This is a genomic window from Streptomyces sp. HUAS MG91, from assembly GCF_040529335.1.
In the GTDB taxonomy this organism is placed as follows: Bacteria; Actinomycetota; Actinomycetes; order Streptomycetales; family Streptomycetaceae; genus Streptomyces; species Streptomyces tabacisoli.
On sequence record NZ_CP159534.1, the window covers coordinates 2587697 to 2607085 of the forward strand.

Genomic DNA, 19389 nt, shown 5'->3' on the forward strand with positions numbered 1-19389 from the left:
GCCGGGGACGGGTGGTGCGTTGGGACACGGCTCCGGACAGGGCCGGAGCCGGCTCTAGGGCCGCCTCGGCGGCGGGAGGAACGGCAGGTGGGCCGGGGTGCCGTGGGCGGCGCCCAGGGCGAGCAGGCAGCCGGCCGTTCCGGTGGCGAGGTCCATGGACAGGCGCATCATCTGGTGGCCGGGGAAGGCGAGATGGTCGCGGTAGCGCATCGCCAGCCAGCCGAGGCCGTCGATCTGCGTGGCGAGGTGGCGGTCCTGGGCCTGGGGCGCGGTGGTGCGGGCGAGGTGCAGGATCATGCCCGCGCGGCCTTCGAAGAGGCCGGGCTGGATGTAGAAGCGGGAGGTCGCGGCGGTGACGGCACCGGCGCGGGCGCGTTCGAGGCCGGGGTCGGGCGCGAGGGCGAGGTAGTCGTCGGCGACCATGCCGATGCCGGCGCTGCCGTCGGCGAGGTACGGCATGGTGCGCCAGCCCTCGTCGACGTGGAGGCCGCCGTCGGACGAGGTCCGGCAGCGCTGGAGGTCCAGCTCCAGGGCCTGTCGCGCCAGTCGCAGGAGGGCGGGGTCGCCGGTGCGCTCGTGGCGGCGCAGCAGGAACAGGGCGGGGCCGCTCAGGCCGCGCATCAGGCCCGCCTTGCGCGGCGGTCCGCCGGTGCCGTCGGCGGCCAGGGCCTCGGTGATCCGTTCGGCGACGAGCGCGGTGGCCTCGGCGGCGCGGTCGGCGAGGGCGCTCTCGCCGGTGGCGTGCGCGAGGTGGTCGAGGACGAGGCCGACTCCGGCGAGGCCGCTGTGCAGTTGCGCGGCCAGCCGCTGCCACTTCTCCGCGAGCAGGGTGTCGATCTGGTCGAGGGCGCGCTGCGGGTGGCCGAGGTGGTGCAGGGCGTACGCGATTCCGGCCAGGCCGTCGTAGAGCCCGAGGGCGGTGCCGCGCGGCGCCGGTGCGGTGTGGTCGAGGAGCCAGCGCTCGCCCTGCTCGAAGCGGCCCGCGCCGGCCAGGTCGAGGGCGAGGAGGACGCCGGCGGCGCCGTGCGCGAGGCCGAGCCCGCCGCCGGTGGCGAACTGGACGACGTCGCCGGGGAAGAGCCGGTCGTCGCGGTCCGGGGTGGCCGAGGCGAGGATGCCCGCCGCCATGGAGTCGCGGGCGGCCGGCCAGTCGGCGGGCTCCGGCAGGGCGGTGGCGCCCGGCGCGGTGCGTCTCTCGGACGTCGGCGCACTCCCCGCTCCCGGAGCCGCGTCCCGGGTGATCTCGGCGACGGCCTCGTCCAGGAACGTCCGCGGCACGGTGGGAAATTCGGCGGCGATCACGTCGGCGAGATGGGCGGCCTTGCCGCGGTCGACCACGAACAGCGTGGTGACGGGCAGGAACATCGCGAGGCGCAGGCAGGCCAGGGCGTAGTGGTCGATCTCGGGGCCGGTGCGGTCGAGCGGCGCCCAGAAGCCGGGGTGGGCGAGCATCTGGCCGCCGCTCTCCTCGACGCGGGTGGCGGCCTCGAAGTCGATGAGGGTGACCGTGTGTTCGTCCGGGTCGACCATGATGTTGAACATGTGCAGGTCGTTGAAGACGATGCCGCGTTCGTGGACCCGGGCGACGGCGGCCTCGACCGCGGCGACGATCCCGAGCGCCCAGGCGGCGTAGGCGGCCACCTTCTCGGGGTCGGGGTCGGCGGCGAGCAGCGGGTGCCGCTCGGCGAAGTAGGCGTTGAGCGGGCGGCCCGGCACGTGGTCCATGACCAGGAATCTGTGGTCGTCGACGAGGAACCAGTCGCGGGCCTCGGGGGCGACGCCGAGTCCTGACAGCCGCTCCAGGGCGGCCTTCTCGCGCTCCAGGCGGGCGATGGCGTCGGCGCCGTCGGCGGCCAGACCGGCGTGCGGGCGGCCCTCCTTGAGGACCACGGTTCTCTCGTCGCGGGTGTCGACGCCGCGGTAGACACCACCGCCGTTGGAGAAGTGCAGCGCCTTCTCGAAGCGATAGGGCAGTTCGGCGACGGTGGTGGCGTTGCGGGCGTCCAGGTGGGGCTTGAGGAAGGTGGGCAGGGTCACCCACTCGGGTATCTGGAACGCGGGTTCTCTGTTGTCCGGCACGAGTCGTCCGCCGGCGTCCTCGACGGCGCTGACGAGGGTGCCCCGCGGGTCGACGACCAGACGGCGGACGAACGCGCCGTAGCGCACGTACAGCGGTCCTTCGCCCCAGCGGAGGTCGGTGAGGATGTACGGCCCGTCGAAACCAGCGAGCAATTCGCCGAGTTCTTCGAGTATGCGTTGACATCGCACCTCGTCGGCCGGATATATGGTGGCGAATTTCCCGCTGGTGTCCCTCCCCGCGTATTTCGCGTTCCGCAGGTGGAGCAGGTGCGGGGCCGGTACGAATTTGAAGGGGATGCCGCGCGGTACGCAGTAGTCCCAGATGACCGCGGCCGTCTTCCCGGCGTTCTCCCGGGTGGCCGAGGCGTGGATCTTCCAGCCCTGCGGCGGGCCCTGGCGCGGGGTGCCGTCGTCGTCGAGGGGGGTGAGGCTCAGCCACTCGCCGTTGCTGTCGGAGCGCCAGCCGGCGGGGACCGGGCGGCGGGCGGTGTCGAACTCGGGCAGTGTCCTCGCCCGCCCGTTCCCGGAGAGCCGTTCCGGCGTCTCGTAGAAATGCGGGTCGGCAAGCGCGTAGATCTCGTACCGCTTGTCCATGCGTTCGATGCCCTCCTCGGCGTCCCGTTCTCGGGTGGCGACCGGAACCGAGATTGGCATGCCGTGAAGGAGGCCGGACAGTCACAGTTGTCATGAGATAACTGTGCGGAATGCATAGGGAATTGGCGTTCGAGTCGGGTGAACGCGGAAGGAGAATACGCTTTCTGTACGCGGCCGGGCGGGCGCCGCTGCCGGAAGGGGCGCCCGCCCGGCCCCGTGTCACTCCTCGGGCGGGAACACCGCCTCGCCGCCGCCCAGGAGGGTGATCATGATCGCCTCGACGGGACAGCCCTCGGCCGCCGCGAGGACCTTCTCGTTGGCGTCCGTGTCGGGGTGCTCCGGATGGGACTGCCGGGCCGTGTCCAGGCGGAACGCGTCCGGCGCGTGGTTCACGCACATCCCCGAGCCGATGCAGACGCCCCGGTCGACCTCCACATGCCACCGGTCACCCATGCTCAGGCCCCCTCGGGCTCGTACCCGGCGGGCAGGTGGATCATCTTGTGCTCGAAGTACTCGCCGTACCCCTCGGGCCCGAACTCCCGTCCCACGCCGCTGTTCTTGTAGCCGCCGAACGGCCCGAGCATGTCGAGGCTGAAGGTGTTGACGCTGTACGTGCCCGTGCGCACCCGGCGCGCGACGTCGATGCCGCGCTCGACGTCGGCGGTCCAGACGCTGCCGCTGAGGCCGTAGTCGGAGTCGTTGGCGATCTTCACGGCCTCGGCCTCGTCGCCGTAGGGCAGCAGGCAGATGACCGGGCCGAAGATCTCCTCGCGGGCGATGCGCATGGAGTTGTCGACGTCGCCGAAGAGGGTGGGTTCGACGTACCAGCCCTGTTCGAAGCCCTTCGGCACGCCGCCGCCGGTGAGGATCTTGGCGCCTTCGTCCTGGCCGATGCGGATGTAGTCGAGGGAGCGCTGCTGCTGGCGCCTGGCGACGAGGGGGCCGAGTTCGGTGGCCGGGTCGAGGGGGTCGCCGACCTTGAGGGCGCCGGCCGCGCTCGCGAAGGCGTCGGCGAACTCGTCGTAGCGGGAGCGCGGGACCAGGATGCGGGTCTGGGCGACGCAGGCCTGGCCGTTGATCATCCAGGCGAAGGGCACGATGCCGGCGACGGCGGTCGCGGCGTCGGCGTCCTCCAGGATCACGGCGGCGGACTTGCCGCCCAGCTCCAGCGTGACGCGGGTGAGGTTGCGGGAGGCGACCTCCATGACGCGCTTGCCCGCGCCGACCGAGCCGGTGAAGGAGATCTTGTCGATGCCGGGGTGGGCGACGAGGTACTCGCTGACCTCGCGGTCGGCGGGCAGGATCGACAGCACACCCTCGGGCAGGCCCGCCTCGGCGGCGATCTCGGCCAGCAGATAGCCGTCCAGCGGCGTCTCGGGCGAGGTCTTCAGGATCACCGGGCAGCCGGCGAGCAGCGCGGGGGCGAGCTTGGCGGCGGCGGTGAACTGCGGGACGTTCCAGGGGACCACGGCCGCGACGACGCCGACGGGCTCGCGCCGCACGAGGAGCTTGCCGAGCACGCCGTCGCGGGCCTGCTCGTAGGTGAAGTCGCGGGCGACGGTGAGGGCGGAGTCCCAGACCATCATCGCGGCGAGGGCCTGCACCATGATGCTGGCGGTGAACGGGGTGCCGTTCTGGCTGCTGATGACGCGGGCGATCTCCTCGTGCCGCACCGCGAAGGCGTCCTTGATCTTCGTGACGACCTCGATGCGCTCGTCGAGGGTCATCCGGGGCCAGGGCCCCTCGTCGAAGGCCCGGCGGGCGGCGGCGACGGCCCGGTCGACGTCGGCGGGCGCGGCGTGCGGCACCCGTCCAAAGACCTCTCCGGTGTGCGGGGAGACGACCTCGATGACGTCCTTGCCGAGGGGATCGGTCAACTCCCCGCCGATGAACAGCTGTCCGTGTTCCACGAGCTCGGTCATGGCTGACTTCCTCTTCCCCGACCATTTCTGACGGTGTTTCAGAACTGATACCAGTTCTCGTTGCCATACGGAAGGGAGGGAAGGGGCCGGACGCCCCGTCGACCGGGGCAACCATTGAAACAAGTTCTACAAGTTCCATTACAGTGACGGGAGTTCGGCGCGGCGGCCGGTGCCCTCGGGCGGGTGACGGAGCGGGAGCCCAGTGACGGAGGCGACAGAGGTGACGAACGTGACGAAGGCGACGCAGGTGACCGATCACGGCGGGGGCGTGCAGAGCATCCGGGTCCCGATCCCCGACAACCCTCTCGGCTACACCCTCATCTATGTGCTCGACACCGACGCGGGACCGGTCCTGGTCGACACCGGCTGGGACGACCCGGAGTCCTGGGACACGCTGACGGCGGGGCTCGCGAACTGCGGCACCTCGGTCGGCGACCTCGCGGGCGTCCTCATCACGCACCACCACCCCGACCACCACGGCCTGTCGGCGAAGGTGCGCGAGGCGTCGGGCGCCTGGATCGCGATGCACGAGGCGGACGCGGCCGTGGTGCGGCGCACCCGGGAGAACGACCCGTCGCGCTGGTACGCGTACATGGCCAGGAAGCTGCTCGCCGCCGGGGCGCCCGACGCGCACGTGGCCCCGCTCGCCCGCGCCCGCGACGAGGGCGCCCCGCGCCGTCTGCCCGGCCTCGACCCGGCGCTGCCCGACCGCACCATCACCCCCGGCGACCTGCTCCCGCTGCCGGGCCGCAGGCTGCGCGCGATCTGGACGCCGGGCCACACCCCGGGCCATGTCTGCCTGCACCTGGAGGAGGAGCACCCCGCTCGGCTCCCCGGAAACGGACGCCTGTTCAGCGGCGACCATGTCCTGCCGGGCATCAGCCCGCACATCGGCCTCTACGAGGATCCCGACGACGCCACCGTGACGGACCCGCTGGGCGACTATCTCGACTCCCTCGAACGCGTCGGCCGGCTCGCCCCCGCCGAGGTCCTCCCGGCGCACCAGCACACCTTCACCGACGCGCCCGCCCGCGTACGGGAGCTGCTGGAGCACCACGAGTCCCGGCTGACCGGTCTGCTCACTCTCCTCGCGGAGCCGCTCACCCCCTGGCAGCTCGCGGAGCGCATGGAGTGGAACCGCCCGTGGGCCGACATCCCGTTCGGCTCGCGGACCATCGCGGTGTCGGAGGCGGAGGCGCATCTGCGGCGGCTGGTGAAACTGGGGCGGGCGGAGGCGGTCGCCGGCAGCGACCCGGTGACGTACGTCGCGGCGCCCTGATCCGGGGACTTCGCGGACGGCCGGCCCCGGATCACGTGTGGGGCCGGGTCCGGTCGTCGAGTGCGGCACCGACGTCGGGGCAGTTCTTCCGGATGGTGTCGAGGAAGGCGCGCAGCACCGGGGAGTCGTCGCGGGCCGCGAAGGACAGGACGAGATCGGGCAGGGGCGTGCGCGGGGTCACGTCGCAGAACCGCACTCCCGGACGCGGGACCGCCCTCATGCGGGACGGCCCCAGACCGACGCCCACGCCCGCGGCGGCGAGGCCGATGATCGTGTGCACGTCCCTCGCGATCGTCGCGCTGCCGAGAGCCGATGAGTCCGTGCCCAGCAGGGTGCGCAGTCCGGCGACCACGGCGGGCTCGTCCTGGCCGTCCGACACGATCAGTGGCTGTCGCCGCAACTGGTCGGCACTCAGGGACTGTTGACCCGCGTACGGGTGCGCCGTGCCGACCACGGCGATCACGTGGTCGCGTCCGACCGGGACGGACACGAGATGCTCGGCTCCGGCGCCCCGCGGCGGGCCGAGGGTGAGGGCCACGTCCAGCTCCCCGGCGACGAGAGCCGAGCTGCTGCGGCCGGTCGCCATCTCGTGCAGTTCCAGTCTCACGTCGGGCCGTTCACGGCCGAACCGGCTCAGGACGCCCGGCAGCGGGTCGAGCAGTGCCGAGGCGATGAAGCCGAGGCGCAGACGTCCCGTCTCGCCGCGCGCGGCCCGGCCCGCGTCGACCGTGGCCGCCGCGATCTCGTCGAGCGCCCGGCGCGCCCGCGCGAGGAACGCCTCACCGGCGGCGGTCGGGAACACTCCCTGGCGTGTACGGGCGAACAGCCGGGCCCCGACCTCGCGCTCCAGGTCGGCGATCTGCTTGGACAGCGGCGGCTGCGCGATGCCAAGCTCGGCGGCCGCCCGGCCGAAGTGGGCGTGCTCGGCGAGCGCGACCGCGTACCGCAGGTGCCGCGCTTCCACGACTCGCCCTCCATCCCGTCGGCGGCCGACAAGACCTCAAAGATATTGCCAGGCCGCTTTCCAGATCTCCGCATGGATGGCGCCGTGGTTCCCGTCTGGAATGGGGCCATGAAGAACGCATCTCCGACCGACACCGTCTTCGTTCTCGTGCACGGCGCCTGGCACGGCTCCGGACAGTGGGCGGCGACGCAGCGCGCGCTGGCCGGACTGGGCGCCGCGAGCGTAGCCGTCGACATGCCGGGGCACGGCTTCGACGCACCCCTGCCCAGCGGATACCTGCTGCCGGGCCAGCCGGGCCTGCTGACCGAGAAGTCCCGGCTCGCCACCCTGACGATGGACGACTGCGCCGAGGCCGTACTGAGCGTTCTGCGCCAGGTGCGTCGCCATCGCACTGTCGTGCTCGTCGCGCACAGCGCGGGCGGCGGTCCCGCGTCCCTGGCCGCGGAGCGGGCGCCCGAGCTGGTGGACCGGATCGTCTACCTCTCCGCGTTCGTCCCGGGCGGGCGGCCGCGGTTCTTCGACTACCTGGGCTCGCCCGAGAACGCCGGCGCGCTGGGCCGGAACCTGAACCTCGGCGACCCCGGGGCCCTGGGCGCCGTACGGATCAATCCGCTCTCACCGGACCCCGCCTACCTCGACGAACTGCGGGAAACCCACTACCACGACACTCCGTCGGACCGCTTCGACCGGTGGCGGTCCGTGCTGAGCCCGGATCTGCCCCTGGCGATCCCGTCGGCTCCGGTCACCGTGACCGCGGCACGGTGGGGACGCATTCCCCGGACGTTCCTGCGCTGCGCCGAGGACCGGGCGCTGGCACCGGCCGCGCAGGACCTGATGATCGCGGAAGCCGACCGGGCCTTCCCCGGCAACCCGTTCACTGTGCGCACCCTGCCCGGCAGCCACAGCCCGTTCGCGGCCCGGCCGGGCGAACTCGCCGCGGTCCTCGCCTCGTGAGCCGTCGTCCGCACGTGAAGGCTTCCCGTTCCCGGGCACGGAAGCACCGCGTTCCGCGACGATCGACAAGGCCGAGGATCTTTGCCGCGCGTAGATGGTCGGGCCGTGCGGCGCGGCGTATCGTCCTGGCCAAGAGCTCATGTGAGCTGGAACAACAAGGGGGCGGCCGCCGATGGGCGCCGGACGAGGCTGTGGTCGGCTGTACGGGGAAGCTGGTGCTCGGCACACGGGGTGCCGGAGGGCCGGGCGAGGTGCTGGTGCGGGTCAGGGGCGGGACCGAGACGTTTCTCGCGTGGTCCGACGAGCCCCTGGAGCGCGGGACGACCGTGCTCGTGATCGAGTCGCGCGGCACCCGGCAGGTCGTGGTCATGGCCTGGACCGATCCTCTCCTCGCCGACGGTGACGGCGGCGCCCGCTAAGGAGACGTCAAGGATGTTCGGATATCGCGTTCCCGCCCCCGACGAGGCGATGTTGATCTCGGGTGGCAGGCGGGGACTTGGGGGAGCGCCGTTCCGCGTCGTCACCGGGCACGGGAAGTTCGTGCTGCCCGTGTTCCGCAAGACCCGCTTCCTGTCGCTGGCCATGGCGGAGGCGGAAGTCGTCGAGAAGTGCGTGACCAAGCAGGGCATCGCGCTGACCGTACGGGCCGTCATCGCCTTCAAGGTCGGCAACGACCACGAGTCGATCGTCAACGCCGGGCAGCGGTTCCTGTCCGACCAGGAGCAGATGTCGGTGCTCACCGGGCGGATCTTCGCCGGTCACCTGCGCTCCATCATCGGCTCGATGACCGTCGAGGAGATCGTCACCGAGCGGCAGAAGCTGGCCACCGAGGTGCTCGACACCTCCAAGGCCGAGATGGCGAAGATCGGGCTGCACGTCGACTCGCTGCAGATCCAGTCCATCGACGACGGGGCCACCGGGTACATCGAGGCCATGTCGCAGCCGCACAAGGCCGCCATCCAGCGCGCCGCGAAGATCGCGCAGGCGCAGGCCAACCAGGCCTCCGTCGAGGCGGAGCAGGCGGCGGCCCGCAAGCAGGCCGAGTTCGCGCGGCAGACCGCGATCGTGCAGGCCGAGTTCAACGCCGAGGTGGACCGGGCCAAGGCGCAGGCCGACCAGGCGGGGCCGCTGGCGCGGGCGCACGCGCAGCAGGAGGTGCTCGCGGCGCAGACCGAGCTGGCGCTCAAGCAGGCCGAGCTGCGGGAGAAGGAGCTGATCGCGGAGATCGTGAAGCCGGCGCAGGCCGATGCCGAGCGGATCCGGGTGCTCGCGCTCGCCGAGGCCGAGCGGATGAAGATCCAGGCCGAGGCGGCGGCGTCCTACGACCGGGTCGCGCTGGACCGGATGCTCATCGATCAGTTGCCGCAGATCGTGAAGGAGGCGTCGGCCGGGCTCGCCGGGGCCAATGTCAACGTGCTGAACGGGGCCGACGGGCTCGGTGAGATCGCGGCCGGGCTCGTGGGGCAGGGTCTGACGATCCTCGACTCGGTCCGCAAGAACCTGAACGGGGACGAGGTCGGCTCCGCCGTCGAGCGGTACCTGGGCGGTCCCCGGGGCTCGGACGACGGCGCCGTCGAGGTCCGCTGACACATTCCCGTGCGGCGCCGTCGTGGGCCGGTCCCGGGTCGTTCTCGCGCAGTTCCCCGCGCCCCTGAGATGCCTTCGGCATCCAGGGGAGGCTGCGCACAGCGCATGCCTCAGGGGCGCGGGGAACTGCGCGACCAGCCCCCACCGGGGCCGCGGACGAACGACGGACCCGGCGCGGCACGACCCCGAAACTTGGCGCCCGGTACAGTGAAGGCGTCGTCATCAAGCGTGTGTGAGGGGAAGCCGGTGGGAGTCCGGCGCTGACCCGCAACCGTCACAGCCGGATTGCCTCACCCGCCTCATGATCGGCTCAGAACCGTCGAGGCATACGGAGCTGGAGCCGCCCGGTACCAGCAGAGCGTGCCGTGCCGCCCGGCTCCCCGCAGGGAGAGGCACCCGCCCCACCATGAACATTCGCCGCAGCGCCGCACTCGTCGCCGCGACCGTCGTGATCGGCGGCGCGGCGGCACCGGCCGCCCTCGCGGACGGTGCCTCCCCCTCGGCATCCCCGAAGGTCACCGTGCCCAGTGGCCTGTACGGGACCACCGACCCCACCTACGACGGCGTCTGGCGCCAGTCCCTCGCCCTCGTGGCGCAGGAGACCGAGGGCGTCAAGCCCGCCGCGAAGGCCGTCGACTGGCTGGCCGGGCAGCAGTGCGAGGACGGCGGCTTCGCCGCGTTCCGGGCCGAGCCGGGCAAGGCCTGCGACGCGAAGACACCCGTCGACAGCAACAGCACGGCCGCCGCCGTCCAGGCCCTGGCCGCCGTGGGCGGCCGCGAGGGCGAGGTCACCAAGGGCGCGACCTGGCTGAAGAAGAACCAGAACGCCGACGGCGGCTGGGGCTACAACCCCGGCGGCGCGAGCGACGGCAACTCCACCGCGGTCGTGCTCGGCGCCCTGTCCACCTCGGGCGACGAGCCCGCCGAGGTGCGCTCCGGAACCGGCAAGTCCGGCTTCGACGCCCTCGCCGGCCTGACCCTGCCCTGCTCGGAGGGGAAGAACGGCGGCGCGCTCGCCTACCAGCCCGACAAGAAGGGCAAGCTGGTCGCGAACGCCGACGCCACCGCCGCCGGTGTGCTCGGCGCCCTCGGCTCCGGTTTCGCCGCCGAGAAGGGCGACGCCCCGGACGCGTACACCTGCGAGAGCGGCGACACCGCGAAGACGCCCGACGGCATCGCGCACAACGGCGCCGTCTACCTCCAGAACCAGCTCTCGACGCACCTGTACCTGAAGTCGCAGCTGGCCGGTGCCGAGGACCAGCCCGACTACGGCAACACCGCCGACGCGGTCACGGCCGTCGCCGCCACCGAGGGCATCAAGTACACCAAGGACCCGTACGCCTGGCTGGAGAAGAACGCGCAGGACTGGGCCAAGGGCGCAGGGCCCGCCGCCTACGCCCAGCTGATCTTCGCCGCGCACGCCACCGGCAACGACCCCCGCGACTTCGGCGGCACCGACCTGGTGAGCGCGCTGAACAGGACCGGGCCGGACCCGGCCTCCGCGAAGTCCGCCGCCGACTCCGGCGACGAGAAGAAGGACGACGGCGGCAGCGGGGTGTCCTGGTGGATCGTCGGCGTCATGTTCATCGCCGCCGTCGGCGCCGGGATCCTGATCAGCGGGCGTAAGAAGCAGCAGAAGTGAGCCGCGCCGCCCGCCTGCTGCTCGTCCTGCTCACGGCCGTCCTCGGGCTCGCCGTCGCCGCGCCCGCGCAGGCCGCCGGGTACCGGTACTGGTCGTTCTGGGAGAGCGACGGCGGCGCGTGGACGTACGCGACCATGGGGCCCTCGCAGAGCACGCCGTCGGACGGCGACGTCGAGGGGTTCCGGTTCGCGGTGAGCGCGGACTCGAAGGACGCCACGAAGCCGCGCGCCGCCGCCGACTTCACGGCGGTGTGCGGTGACACGGCGGCGCAGGGCGGCAAGAAGCGGGTCGCGGTCGTCGTCGACTTCGGGACGGCCGCGGACGCGCCCGACGGCGAGACCCCGCCGAAGGCCCGCAGCGCGTGCGCGCGGGTCGGTGAGGACGCGACCGCCGCGGAGGCGCTGGCCGCCGTCGCCAAGCCGCTGCGCTACGACAGCAGCGCGCTGCTGTGCGCCATCTCCGGGTATCCGAAGAGCGGCTGCGGTGAGCAGGTCAGCGGGCAGAAGCAGTCGCCGGGCGTTACGGAGTCCTCGAAGAAGTCGACCGGCTCGCTGCCGTCCGTCGGCGTTCTCGCGGGTGTCGTCGCCGTCGTCGTGCTCGGCGGTGCGGCGATCTGGCAGGCCAAGCGCCGCCGCGACTGATCATGGGTCTCGACGCGCTGCGGGCCCCGCGGGCGGGCCGCTCCCGTTCGCTGCATCCGGGGGCCTGGTGGATCTGGGCGCTCGGTCTGGGCACGGCCGCCTCCCGCACCACGAACCCGCTGCTGCTCGCGCTGCTCGTCGCCGTCGCCGGTTATGTGGTGGCGGCGCGCCGGACGGAGGCGCCGTGGGCCCGCAGTTACGGCGCGTTCGTGAAGCTGGGCCTGGTGGTGATCGGCATCCGGCTGGTGTTCGCCTGCTTCCTCGGCTCCCCCATCCCCGGCTCGCACGTCGTCATGACGCTGCCCGAGGTGCCGCTGCCCGACTGGGCGCAGGGTGTACGGATCGGCGGGCGGGTGACCCTGGAGGGCCTGGTGTTCGCCCTGTACGACGGGCTGAAGCTGGCCGCGCTGCTGATCTGCGTCGGCGCCGCGAACGCGCTGGCCTCCCCGTCGCGGTTGCTGAAGTCGCTGCCGGGCGCGCTGTACGAGGCGGGCGTCGCGGTCGTCGTCGCCCTGACCTTCGCGCCGAACCTCGTCGCGGACGTGCGGCGGCTGCGGGCGGCGCGCCGGCTGCGGGGCCGCCCCGACAGCGGGCTGCGCGGGCTGCTCCAGGTCGGGCTGCCCGTCCTGGAGGGCGCGCTCGAACGGTCGGTGGCGCTCGCCGCCGCCATGGACGCACGCGGCTACGGGCGCACCGCCGAGGTGCCGCCCGCCGTGCGCCGGGCCACCGCCGCGCTCACCCTGGGCGGTCTGATCGGCGTGTGCGCGGGCACGTACGGGCTGCTCGCCTCGTCGGGCGCCGGGTACGGGCTGCCCGTGCTGCTGGCCGGGGTCGTCGCCGCGCTCGGCGGGCTCTGGCTGGGCGGGCGGCGCTCGGTGCGCACCCGCTACCGGCCCGACGTGTGGGGCGTGCGGGCCTGGCTGGTCGCCGGTTCGGGCGCGGTCGCCGCCGCCGTGATGATCCTCAGCGCCGCCCGGGACCCGGCCGCGCTCCAGCCGTCCGTGGTGCCGCTGACGGTTCCCGCGCTGCCGCTGTGGCCGGCGGCCGGGGTCCTCGTCGGGCTCCTTCCGGCGTTCGTCGCACCGGTGCCCGTACCCGAACCCGTACAGCGAAAGCAGGAGTCGTCGTCATGATCCGCTTCGAGGACGTCTCCGTGACGTACGAAGGTGCGGGGGCGCCCACCGTGCGCGGCATCGACCTGCACGTGCCCGAGGGCGAGCTGATGCTGCTGGCCGGGCCGTCCGGCGTCGGCAAGTCGACACTGCTGGGCGCGGTGAGCGGGCTCGTGCCGCACTTCACCGGGGGGACGCTCGCCGGGCGGGTCACCGTCGCCGGGCGCGACACCCGCACGCACAAGCCGCGCGAGCTCGCCGATGTCGTCGGCACCGTCGGCCAGGACCCGCTCGCGCACTTCGTGACCGACACCGTCGAGGACGAACTCGCCTACGGGATGGAGTCGTTGGGGCTGCCCGCGCCGGTCATGCGGCGTCGCGTCGAGGAGACCCTCGACCTGCTCGGGCTCGCCGGTCTGCGGGACCGGCCCATCGCCACGCTCTCCGGCGGCCAGCAGCAGCGCGTCGCGATCGGCTCCGTCCTCACCCCGCACCCGCGCGTCCTGGTGCTCGACGAGCCGACGTCGGCGCTCGACCCGGCCGCCGCCGAGGAGGTCCTCTCCGTCCTCCAGCGGCTCGTGCACGATCTCGGGACGACCGTGCTGATGGCCGAGCACCGGCTCGAACGCGTGGTGCAGTACGCGGATCAGGTCGCGCTGCTCGCGGGGCCCGGCGAGCCGTTGCTGGTCGGGGATCCGGCCGCCGTGATGGCCGAGTCGCCGGTGTATCCGCCGGTCGTGGGGCTGGGGCGACTGGCCGGATGGTCGCCGTTGCCGCTGACCGTGCGGGATGCGCGGCGCGCGGCCGGCGGATTGCGGGAAGAACTCGCCCCCTTCGCTCCGGCCGCGGAGTGCGCGTCGCCGGTGGCCGACCGCGCAGTTCCCCGCGCCCCTGGCGGCGATCTTCTCGCCCGGGTCGAGAAGCTCGGGGTGCGGCGGGGGCGGATCGACGCCCTGCGCCACGTCGAACTGGACGTCTCCCCCGGCGAGATCGTCGCCCTTATGGGGCGGAACGGCGCCGGGAAGTCGACGCTGCTCTCCACCCTCGTAGGAATGATCAAGCCGACCACCGGATCGGTCCGGGTCGACAGGCTCGTGCCGCACAGGGCGACGCCCCGCGACCTCATCCGCAAGGTGGGGCTCGTGCCGCAGGAACCCCGGGACCTGCTCTGCGCCGACACCGTCGGTGCGGAGTGCGCCGCCGCCGACAAGGACGCCGGTGCGGAACCGGGCACCTGCCGGAACCTGCTCGGCGACCTCCTGCCGGGGATCGCCGACGACACCCACCCGCGCGATCTGTCCGAGGGCCAGCGGCTCACCCTGGCGCTGGCGATCGTGCTGACCGCGGCGCCGCCGCTGCTGCTCCTCGACGAGCCGACGCGCGGACTCGACTACGCGGCGAAGAGCCGCCTCGTCACCGTCCTGCGCGGGCTCTCGGCGCGCGGGCACGCCATCGTCATGGCCACGCACGACGTCGAACTCGCGGCGGAGCTGACCCACCGGGTGGCGATCCTCGCGGACGGCGAGATCGTCGCGGACGGGCCGACCCCGGAGATCGTCACGTCGTCGCCGTCGTTCGCGCCGCAGGTGGCGAAGGTCCTCGCACCGCAGCCGTGGCTGACCGTCGCCCAGGTGCGGGAGGCGCTCGCATGACCCTCGTACCCGACCGGCAGGCGAACCCCGTGCGGCTCGGCCCGCGCTCCGTCGTCGCGCTGCTGCTGGTCAGCGCCGTCGGCGTGGTGTCGATCGGCTGGCCGCTGATCGCCGGGCCGGGCTCGCAGGTGACCGCCCACTCCCAGGACGCGCCCTGGCTCTTCGCGGCGCTGCTCGTGCTGCTCGTCGCCGTCGTCGCCGCGACGATCTCGGAGTCCGGCATGGGGCCGAAGGCCGTCGCGATGCTCGGCGTGCTGGCGGCGGCGGGCGCGGCGCTGCGGCCCATCGGCGCGGGCACGGCCGGGATCGAGCCGATGTTCTTCCTGATGGTGCTGAGCGGGCGGGTGCTCGGGCCGGGCTTCGGGTTCGTGCTGGGCTCGCTCAGCATGTTCGCGTCCGCGCTGCTGACCGGCGGGGTCGGGCCGTGGATGCCGTTCCAGATGATCTCCATGGGCTGGTTCACGATGGGCGCCGGGCTGCTGCCGGGGGCGGACACGCTGCGCGGGCGGGGCGAGCGGCTGATGCTGGCCGGGTACGGGTTCCTCACCGCGTTCGCGTACGGCACGATCATGAACCTCTCCGGGTGGCCGTTCATCGACTCGCTCGCGTCGTCCGTCGCCTACCAGCCGGACGCCCCGCTCCACGACAACCTGGCCCGCTTCCTCGCCTACTGTCTGGCCACCTCGCTCGGCTGGGACCTGGGCCGGGCCGCGCTCACCGTCGTGCTGACCCTGGTCGTCGGCGGCGCCGTCCTGAAGGCCCTGCGGCGGGCCACGCGCCGGGCCGCCTTCACCGCCGACGTCAGCTTCGACGAGCCGCGCCCCTGAACCACCGCGCGATCTCCGGCGCGGCCTTCTGGAAGCTGCCGAAGTGGTCCACCTTCCCCTGGTCGAGGACCGGGGCACCGCCGAGCCGCCGCGCGCAGCTGTGGGCGTTGCCGATCGGCACGTCCGTGTCGGACTCCCCCGCGTACAGCCGCACCGGCACGTCCGGCTTCCAGGCGCAGGTGCCGTCGTTGGCGTCGATCGCCGCCTTCAGCGCCCCCGTGGGGTGCTTCATGCGCGCGGCGAACGCGGGGGTGAGCAGCTCCTCGACCGAGCCGGGCAGACTCGTGACGATCTCCTCCTCGGTGTGCCGGCCGTCGTAGAGCGCCTCGACCCGGTCCGCGTACGGGGCTCGGAAGGCTTCGGCGGGGTCGCGGTAGAGGGGGCGGAGCCGGTTCTGGGCCACCAGGAAGTACGAGGTGTAGACGACGCCGCTCGCGGGGTTGACCCGGCCGTCGAAGAGGGCGGGGATCTCCTGGCCCGACAGGTCGTAGGGGCCGCTGACCGGGGCCAGCGCCCGCAGCCGGAAGCCGTGTGCCGGGCCGCGCCGCAGCTCCTTGCCCAGCGCCATCGCCACCTGGCCGCCCTGCGAGAAGCCGGTCGCGTACACGTCGCCGGTGAGCGGGCGGCCGAGGCGGCGGCCCGCTTCCCGGGCGGCGCGCAGCATGTCGACGGTGGCCGTCACGGACGAGGCGGTGTCCATGTAGGGATGGGTGCCGGGGCCCTGCCCGAGGCCCAGGTAGTCGGGGGCGGCGACGGCCTTGCCGGTGGACGAGGCGTAGAGGTACGAGGGGATGCGGCCGAAGTCGTCGCCGACGGACGGGGCGTAGTCGCGGGCGACCATCGTGCCGTGGGTGTCGGAGACGAGGCTCAGCCGGTGGGCGCCGCCTGCCGGAAGGGTGAACAGGCCCGTGGCGGTGGTGGGCCTGCCGTACGCGTCGAGGGTGCGGTAGGTGAGCCGGTAGGCGCGCACCCCCTGCCGCACCGTCCCGGTGTCCGTCTCGTGATCGGCGAGCCAGCGCGTGACCCCGGCCCGGTCGAGGGAGGCGACGGGGGTGACGGAGACGAGCGACCCCCGTGCGCCCGTCGCCGTCCCGGTGCCCTGTCGCGCGGCGACGGCGGGGGCCGCGGCGGCACCCGCGAGCAGCAGCGCGACCGCCCCGGCGAGGCCGCGCCGCACTGCCGAAGTCCCCATGAACGTACGCGAGTTGTGCGTGTGCTTGGTCATGGGTCGACGGTAGGGATCGGCACCCGGGGCCCGACATCCGAGCCGCCCCCGGGACGGTGGTGGGCCTGGGTACACCCCCTGCCTGGGGTCCGCCCGTGGTCAGGCTCCCAGCGCGGTTCCGCCGACGGGGCGCATCCTGCGCCGGCCGGCCGGTGGCGCGGTGGAGTTGCGGACCACGAGTTCGGGTTCGTGCAGGAGCTCGGTGGCGCTGGTGGGGACGCCGCCGATCTGGTTGGCGAGGAGGGTGACGGCGGCGCGTGACATGGCCTCGATGGGCTGGCGCAGGGTGGTCAGGGGCGGGTTGGTGTAGTTCATGAAGGCGGAGTCGTCGTAGCCGACGACGGAGAGGTCCTCGGGGACGGCCAGGCCCGCGCGGCGGGCGGCGCGGATGGCTCCGAGGGCCAGGATGTCGCTGCCGCAGATGAGGCCGGTGATCTGCTGCCGGAGGAGTTCACCGGCCGCCGCCTGGCCGCCCTCGAAGGAGAACAGGGCGTGTCCCACGAGGTGTTCGGGGACGTGCGGTCGGTGCCGGGCCGTCAGCCGGGTGAAGGCGTCGGCCTTGCGGCGGGAGGGGCCGTGGTCGGAGGGGCCGACCAGGAGGCCGATCCGGGTGTGTCCGAGTGCGGTGAGATGGGCGTGGGCCTGTTCGACGGCGGTGGCGTCGTCGGTGGAGACCTGTGGGAATCCCGTCGCCCCGTGGATCGCGGCCGGCTGGGCGACGGCGGCGTTCAACAGGACGACGGGGACGCCTCGTTGGACGAGCGATTCGTACTCCTGGGTGTTGAGCCCGCCGCAGAAGATCACGCCGCACACGTGCTGGTCGAGCAGCATGGACACGTACTCGGCCTCGGTGAGGCCGCCGGCGGTGCGGGTGCAGAGCACGGGTGTGAAGCCGAGCTGCACCAGCGCGCCGCCGGCGACTTCGGCCAGGGCGGGGAAGATGGGGTTCTGCAGTTCGGGCAGCACCAGACCGACGAGGCGGGAGCTGGTGCCGCGCAGTTGGGTGGGCCGTTCGTAGCCCAGGACGTCGACCGCGGTGAGGACGGCTTTCCGGGTGGCGTCGGAGACACCGGGTTTGCTGTTGAGGACGCGGCTGACGGTCGCTTCGCTGACGCCTACGCGGCGGGCCACTTCGGAGAGCCTGCGGGCCATGAGGGGTGCTTTCTGTCCAGGGGCTGTCCGGCGGTCGTCCGGTGCGTGCCCGGGGAATCAGGTCACTCGGTGCGCAGCCACACCGTGGTGTCGGGTGCCAGGGAACCGGGGCCGGGCGTGCCCGGCGCGCTGCTGAGCAGGATCTCGCCGTGCGGGGGCAGCGGCTGGTCCGTCCCGGACAGGTTGGCGACGCAGAGGAAGCCGGGGCCGCGCCGGAAGGCGAGCACGTGCGGGTCCGTGCCGTGCCAGCGGAAGGAGCCGCCGCGCAGGTCCGCCGCGTGGCGGCGGCGAGCGGCGAGCGCGGCCCGGTAGAAGGCGAGCATGGACTCCGGGTCCGCCTCCTGCGCCTCGACGGTGTGGGCGGCCCAGGCGGCGGGCTGCGGCAGCCAGGGCTGAGCCGTCGCCATGGAGCCGGTGGTGGAGCCGGTCGTGGGGCTGAAGCCGAACGGGGGTTCGTCGCCGGACCACGGCAGGGGGACGCGGCAGCCGTCGCGGCCGATGTCCTGGCCCGCGGTGCGGTGGAAGATCGGGTCCTGGCGCAGGGCCGCGGGGATGTCCTCGACCTCCCACAGGCCCAGTTCCTCGCCCTGGTAGAGGTAGTGCGCGCCGGGCAGGGCAAGGGCGAGCAGCAGGGCGGCGCGGGCCCGGCGGGTGCCCAGCTCCAGGTCGGTGGGGGTGCCGTGCTGGCGCAGGGCGTGGCCGTAGGAGCTGTCGGCCCGGCCGTAGCGGGTGACGTGGCGGGTCACGTCGTGGTTGGACAGCACCCAGGTCGGGGAGGCGCCGACGCCCGCGTGGGCGTCGAGGGTGTCCTGGATGACGGTGCGCAGGGCGCCGGGCTCCCACGGGCTGTTGAGGTAGTCGAAGTTGAAGGCGGTGTGCATCTCGTCGCCGCGCAGGTAGCGGGCGAAGCGCTCGGGGTCGGCGAGCCAGACCTCGCCGATGAGGGCGCGGGCGGGCTCGTAGCCGTCGGCGACGGCACGCCAGGCCCGGTAGATGGAGTGGACGCCGTCGCGGTCGATGTAGGGATGGTCGGGGGGCGTGCTGTCGGGGGCGAACTCGGGCAGGGCGGGGTCCTTGGCGGGCATGGTCGCCGAGTCGATGCGGACGCCGTCGGCGCCGCGGTCGAACCAGAACCTGAGGATGTCCTCGTGCTCCTCGCGGACCTTCGGGTTGTCCCAGTTGAGGTCGGGCTGCTCGGGCGCGAACAGGTGCAGGTACCACTCCCCCGGTGTGCCGTCGGGGTCGGCGACGCGGGTCCAGGCCGGTCCGCCGAAGACGGACTGCCAGTCGTTGGGCGGCAGTTCGCCGTCGGCGCCGCGGCCCGGCCGGAACCAGAACAGGTCGCGGGCCTCGGCGCCGGGGGCCGCGGCGCGCGCCTCCTGGAACCAGGCGTGCTGGTCGGAGACGTGGTTGGGGACGATGTCGACGATGACGCGCAGGCCCAGGGCGTGCGCCTCGGCGATGAGCGCCTCGGCCTCCGCCAGGTCGCCGAAGGCGGGGTCGATGCGCCGGTAGTCCGCGACGTCGTATCCGGCGTCGGCCTGCGGGGAGGCGTACCAGGGGCTGAACCAGAGCGCGTCGACGCCGAGTTCGGCGAGATGGGGCAGGCGGCCGCGGACGCCGGCCAGGTCGCCGATGCCGTCGCCGTCTGCGTCGGCGAAGGAGCGCGGGTAGACCTGGTAGATGACGGCGTGGCGCCACCATTCGTCGTGGGCGTCGGTGGATCGGGCCACGAAAGGAACTCCTTGACTGGGATGAG

Annotated in this window: 16 protein-coding genes and 1 riboswitch; of the genes, 9 read left to right on the forward strand and 7 right to left on the reverse strand. The window is 73.2% G+C overall.

Annotated features, from left to right (window positions below):
* Positions 1 to 54 precede the first annotated feature (54 nt).
* From lanKC to ABII15_RS12005, 3 genes are all read right to left on the reverse strand, one after another.
* Positions 55 to 2673 (reverse strand): class III lanthionine synthetase LanKC, encoded by a 2619-nt coding sequence (lanKC, locus tag ABII15_RS11995; protein ID WP_353947032.1) that lies wholly within the window; start codon positions 2671 to 2673, stop codon positions 55 to 57.
* Positions 2674 to 2892: 219 nt separating this feature from the next.
* Positions 2893 to 3126 (reverse strand): ferredoxin, encoded by a 234-nt coding sequence (locus ABII15_RS12000; protein ID WP_353942291.1) that lies wholly within the window; start codon positions 3124 to 3126, stop codon positions 2893 to 2895.
* 2 nt (positions 3127 to 3128) lie between these two features.
* Positions 3129 to 4595 carry an aldehyde dehydrogenase gene (locus tag ABII15_RS12005; RefSeq protein WP_353942292.1) on the reverse strand — a complete coding sequence of 489 codons (1467 nt, stop codon included), beginning with the start codon at positions 4593 to 4595 and terminating at the stop codon, positions 3129 to 3131.
* A gap of 229 nt (positions 4596 to 4824) precedes the next feature.
* Between ABII15_RS12005 and ABII15_RS12010 the strand changes: the two genes are divergently transcribed.
* Positions 4825 to 5874 carry an MBL fold metallo-hydrolase gene (locus ABII15_RS12010; RefSeq protein ID WP_353947033.1) on the forward strand — a complete coding sequence of 350 codons (1050 nt, stop codon included), beginning with the start codon at positions 4825 to 4827 and terminating at the stop codon, positions 5872 to 5874.
* A 31-nt stretch (positions 5875 to 5905) separates the two neighbouring features.
* Here the strand turns inward: ABII15_RS12010 and ABII15_RS12015 are convergent, their stop codons facing one another.
* Positions 5906 to 6838 carry a LysR substrate-binding domain-containing protein gene (locus ABII15_RS12015; protein ID WP_353942293.1) on the reverse strand — a complete coding sequence of 311 codons (933 nt, stop codon included), beginning with the start codon at positions 6836 to 6838 and terminating at the stop codon, positions 5906 to 5908.
* Between the two features lie 108 nt (positions 6839 to 6946).
* Here ABII15_RS12015 and ABII15_RS12020 point away from each other — a divergent pair, with 108 nt between their 5' ends.
* The 8 genes from ABII15_RS12020 (at position 6947) to ABII15_RS12055 (ending at position 15253) form a co-directional block, all read left to right on the forward strand.
* On the forward strand, positions 6947 to 7792 hold the full coding sequence (locus tag ABII15_RS12020) for an alpha/beta fold hydrolase (RefSeq protein WP_353942294.1): 846 nt from the start codon (positions 6947 to 6949) through the stop codon (positions 7790 to 7792).
* Positions 7793 to 8007: 215 nt separating this feature from the next.
* On the forward strand, positions 8008 to 8211 hold the full coding sequence (locus tag ABII15_RS12025; RefSeq protein ID WP_353942295.1) for a hypothetical protein: 204 nt from the start codon (positions 8008 to 8010) through the stop codon (positions 8209 to 8211).
* A 13-nt stretch (positions 8212 to 8224) separates the two neighbouring features.
* Positions 8225 to 9379 (forward strand): SPFH domain-containing protein, encoded by a 1155-nt coding sequence (locus ABII15_RS12030; RefSeq protein ID WP_353942296.1) that lies wholly within the window; start codon positions 8225 to 8227, stop codon positions 9377 to 9379.
* A gap of 194 nt (positions 9380 to 9573) precedes the next feature.
* Positions 9574 to 9696, forward strand: a riboswitch (cobalamin riboswitch).
* A gap of 89 nt (positions 9697 to 9785) precedes the next feature.
* A complete protein-coding gene (locus tag ABII15_RS12035; protein ID WP_353942297.1) occupies positions 9786 to 11021 on the forward strand; it encodes a prenyltransferase/squalene oxidase repeat-containing protein in 1236 nt (411 codons plus the stop codon).
* On the forward strand, positions 11018 to 11662 hold the full coding sequence (locus ABII15_RS12040) for an SCO2322 family protein (protein ID WP_353942298.1): 645 nt from the start codon (positions 11018 to 11020) through the stop codon (positions 11660 to 11662). Before ABII15_RS12035 ends, ABII15_RS12040 begins: the two co-directional genes overlap by 4 nt.
* A gap of 2 nt (positions 11663 to 11664) precedes the next feature.
* Complete coding sequence (locus tag ABII15_RS12045) at positions 11665 to 12795, forward strand: CbiQ family ECF transporter T component (protein ID WP_353942299.1); 1131 nt, start codon at positions 11665 to 11667, stop codon at positions 12793 to 12795.
* Complete coding sequence (locus tag ABII15_RS12050; RefSeq protein WP_353942300.1) at positions 12792 to 14426, forward strand: ATP-binding cassette domain-containing protein; 1635 nt, start codon at positions 12792 to 12794, stop codon at positions 14424 to 14426. Before ABII15_RS12045 ends, ABII15_RS12050 begins: the two co-directional genes overlap by 4 nt.
* Positions 14423 to 15253 carry an ECF transporter S component gene (locus tag ABII15_RS12055; RefSeq protein ID WP_353942301.1) on the forward strand — a complete coding sequence of 277 codons (831 nt, stop codon included), beginning with the start codon at positions 14423 to 14425 and terminating at the stop codon, positions 15251 to 15253. The genes ABII15_RS12050 and ABII15_RS12055 overlap by 4 nt, the downstream gene beginning before the upstream one ends.
* On the opposite strand, the gene ABII15_RS12060 is transcribed toward ABII15_RS12055, so the two are convergent.
* The 3 genes from ABII15_RS12060 to ABII15_RS12070 form a co-directional block, all read right to left on the reverse strand.
* Complete coding sequence (locus ABII15_RS12060) at positions 15228 to 16478, reverse strand: alpha/beta hydrolase (protein WP_353942302.1); 1251 nt, start codon at positions 16476 to 16478, stop codon at positions 15228 to 15230. The genes ABII15_RS12055 and ABII15_RS12060 overlap by 26 nt on opposite strands.
* 99 nt (positions 16479 to 16577) lie before the next feature.
* Positions 16578 to 17630 (reverse strand): LacI family DNA-binding transcriptional regulator, encoded by a 1053-nt coding sequence (locus ABII15_RS12065; protein ID WP_353942303.1) that lies wholly within the window; start codon positions 17628 to 17630, stop codon positions 16578 to 16580.
* Between the two features lie 62 nt (positions 17631 to 17692).
* Positions 17693 to 19363, reverse strand: a complete 1671-nt coding sequence (locus tag ABII15_RS12070; protein WP_353942304.1) for a glycoside hydrolase family 13 protein — start codon at positions 19361 to 19363, stop codon at positions 17693 to 17695.
* Positions 19364 to 19389 lie beyond the last annotated feature (26 nt).